General features: G+C 70.1%; 2 protein-coding genes and 2 pseudogenes. 1 reads left to right on the forward strand and 3 read right to left on the reverse strand.

Annotated elements, in window-relative coordinates:
- From ASG00_RS15005 to ASG00_RS00455, 3 genes and pseudogenes are all read right to left on the reverse strand, one after another.
- Positions 1 to 246 (reverse strand): annotated as a pseudogene (locus tag ASG00_RS15005) (hypothetical protein); the annotation flags it as partial.
- A 167-nt stretch (positions 247 to 413) separates the two neighbouring features.
- Positions 414 to 1,295 carry a UTP--glucose-1-phosphate uridylyltransferase GalU gene (gene galU / locus ASG00_RS00450; protein WP_056206091.1) on the reverse strand — a complete coding sequence of 294 codons (882 nt, stop codon included), beginning with the start codon at positions 1,293 to 1,295 and terminating at the stop codon, positions 414 to 416.
- A 79-nt stretch (positions 1,296 to 1,374) separates the two neighbouring features.
- Positions 1,375 to 2,835 carry a helix-turn-helix domain-containing protein gene (locus tag ASG00_RS00455; protein ID WP_056206092.1) on the reverse strand — a complete coding sequence of 487 codons (1,461 nt, stop codon included), beginning with the start codon at positions 2,833 to 2,835 and terminating at the stop codon, positions 1,375 to 1,377.
- Between the two features lie 284 nt (positions 2,836 to 3,119).
- Between ASG00_RS00455 and ASG00_RS15010 the strand changes: the two are divergent.
- A pseudogene (locus tag ASG00_RS15010) lies at positions 3,120 to 3,314 on the forward strand (hypothetical protein); the annotation flags it as partial.

Consider the following 3,314-nt stretch of genomic DNA (forward strand, 5'->3'; position numbering starts at 1 on the left):
GGTGATGCCGAGGTCGTAGGCGAACAGGTCGGTCGATGCGTCGACCGCGACGCTGACAGTGACGGTGTCTCCCTCATCGACCGTTGCGGGGGCCGTGAGGGTGATGACGCCGACGGTCGGCACGGATGCGGCGTTGGCTGCCGGGGCGATGCCGAACGCGACGCCGAGGACGGCGGCGAACGACATCAGGAGTGCGGTCGTGCGCGCGAGGCGCCGAGAACGCACGGCTGCTGTGGATGCAGGCATGGGTGAGCGAACCCTTCAGTGGAGTGATGTGCGAGTACGACGCGCTCACCCCCAAGATCGGCGCGCTCAGTTGGTGCTGAGGTTCCCCATGGGGATCTTTCAGGTTCGAGATTTCTCGGACGACACTGTCCGGTTTCGGAATTGTTTCCGATGAATGGAATGCCCGATCAGAGGCCGGTGGCGAGCTCCTTGAGCCAGGCGGCGAGGTCGGGGCCGAGGTCGTCGCGGTCGAGGGCGAGCAGCAGGTTGGACTTGAGGTAGTCGAGGCGGTCCCCCGTGTCGTAGCGGCGACCGCGGAAGATGACGCCGTAGACGGGTCCCGCGATGCTCTCGTCGGCGGCGAGGGCCTTGAGGGCGTCGGTGAGCTGGATCTCGCCGCCCTTGCCGGGCGCGGTCTTCTCGAGCACCTCGAAGATCTCGGGCTTGAGCACGTAGCGGCCGATGATGGCGAGGTTGCTGGGCGCGTCGGCGGCGGCGGGCTTCTCGACGAGGTCGACGACCTTGACGAGGTCGGCGTCGTCGGTGGCCTCGACGGCGGCGCATCCGTAGAGGTGGATCTGCGCCGGGTCGACTTCCATGAGGGCGATGACGGTCGCGGACTTCTGGGCGGATGCCTCGATCATGCGGGTCAGCAGCGGGTCCCTGGCGTCGATGAGGTCGTCGCCGAGGAGCACGGCGAAGGTCTCCTGTCCGACGTGTCGGCGGGCGCGCAGCACGGCGTGCCCGAGGCCGAGCGGGTCGCCCTGCCGAACGAAGTGGATGTCCGCGAGACGGCTGGCCTCCATGACCTTCGCGAGCTTCGCGGCGTCGCCCTTGCGTTCGAGGGTGTGCTCGAGCTCGGTGACCCGGTCGAAGTGGTTCGCGAGCGCGTTCTTGTTGCGGCCGACGACGACGAGCACGTCGTCACTGCCCGCCGAGACGGCTTCTTCGACGACGTACTGGATGGCCGGCTTGTCGACGACGGGCAGCATCTCCTTCGGCATGGCCTTGGTGGCCGGAAGGAAACGCGTGCCGAGGCCGGCAGCCGGAATGACGGTTTTGATCCCCATGAGCGCGAACCTAGGGGGGTCATGTGAACGGGCTGTTACGCGGGGCGAACGATGACGCGAGGATGCCGCGGCCCACCGCTCAGAGGTCGATGAGGTCGAGTCTCGTGGCGATGGCCATGGCCTCGGCGCGACCGCGCGCGCCGAGTTTGCGGTAGACGGAGGACAGCTGCGACTTGACGGTGCTGGGGGTGACGAACATCGCCGCGGCGATCTGCGAGATCGAGTCGAAGGTGAACAGCGCCTGCAGCACCGCCGATTCGCGGGTGGTGAGGACCGGTGGTGTGGCGGTCATCGGGCGGTACGGGGCGAGGTCGACGGTGGCACGGGACATCCGCTCACGGGAGGGCTCGTCGAGGGCGGCCGCGATCTGCGCGATGAGCCAAGTGGGCACGAGGGCGAAGAGTCGGCGGAGCGAGCTGAAGGTGGCGAGGCGGGCGGCGATCGTGCACTCGCGGGGATCGAGCTCGTCACCGAGGGCGACCGCCCAGAGCCGCAGGAGGAGCGCTTCGCCTCGTTCTGCCATGGCGGTGCCGGCTCGGGCGAGCACGGCGCCGGTGATGCGCAGCGCATCGGCGCGGGCGTTCTCGTGCAGGGCGAGGCGCGCACGGGCGAGGTCGACGAGGGTGGTGGGGGGAGCCGTGGCGACGACCGCGTGGGCGCGGGGTGCGTCGTCGAGGTCGACGAGGGCGGACACCATGAGCCAGGTCGTCGCGGACGCGGCGAAGGGGGTGGTGGCGTCGTGGCAGTCGAGCGCGAACTCTGCGGTCTCGAGCGCCCGGAGCGGTGCGCGCGCGACGAGGGCTTCTCGTCCGCGCACGAGGGCGACGAGCGGCCACAGGTCGGTGGCGCTCTCGATCGGTGGCAGGTGGAGGCTGGCGGTGAGCTGCGGGTGCGAGACGGATTCGACGGCGATGAGTCCGCGGGCGACGTCACGCCACTCGCCGGTGACGGCGCCGGCCGGCGCCGCGGCGGGGATGGCTTCTCCGACGGCGAGGTAGTGGCGGGCGTCGCGCAGGTTGCCGCGGAGCGCGTGCGCCACGGCCGATTCGAACTGGATGCGCTGTGCGAGGGTGGGTGCGGCGGTGGCGTGGGCTCCGGCGGTGGCGAGGGCACTGAGCGCGGCGGTGGTCTCGCCGGAGGCGAGGTGGATGAGCGCCCGTTGCTCTTCGACGATCGCGCGGGATAGCGGCAGCGGGGGCTCGGGGTCGCTCAGGGCACTGTCGACGTGGCGCAGGGCGGCCGCGGCATCCCCTGCTCGCCGGTGTTCGATGAGGCCTCGAAGCCGTCGGATGCCGGGGCTGGGTTCGTCGCCGGCGCGCGCGGGTGGGGCGCCGGGGATGTCGTAGAGCAGGTCGGCGCCGATCACGTCGATGGCGAGGGCGCGGAAGCCCTGGGCGAGCGGGAGCGCGTCGGGCTGGGAGCGGATGAGTGCCGCGAGGTCGGTTCGCAGGCGGGCCGGGTCTTCGAACAGCAGGCGCCATGCATCGTGCCGCAGGCGGGTCGCGAGATCGTCGGAGGTGGTGCGCGCGTCGACGGTCATGCCGTCGCGTCGACGTGCGGGCGCGTCGCCGGTAGAGAGAGGGGGAGGTCCATGCCACTACAAATCTGGCGCGCTGAGACGCGACCATCAGGTCCATTACGACCCGAACCGGTCCAAATGTGGACGAATTCGGTTGAAATCCGTTCCCCGTGCACGGGTGAGCCCGCCCCCGCTCCCAGACTAGGTCCCACGTGCGGTCCTTTTCGTCACGGCATCCGATGAATTCGACGGATGCCGCGGCCCGGACCGTGACGCATCACTGATTCCGCTGGGGAGGGGGTTCGGTGGTCGACATCGTGGCCTCGGTGCTGGATGCGATCAACGCGCGTGACGAGCGTGCGTTCGTCGCGTGCTTCGTCAGCGACGGCGCGATCGTCGATGGTGACGACCGGTTCGCGGGCGCCCGCCAGTTGCGGCTCTGGTTCGACACGGAGGTGCGCCGGCCGGATGCGGTCGTGTCGATGCTGGCGCGGTCGCGG

This window comes from Microbacterium sp. Leaf351, assembly GCF_001423825.1.
In the GTDB taxonomy this organism is placed as follows: domain Bacteria; phylum Actinomycetota; class Actinomycetes; order Actinomycetales; family Microbacteriaceae; genus Microbacterium; species Microbacterium ginsengisoli.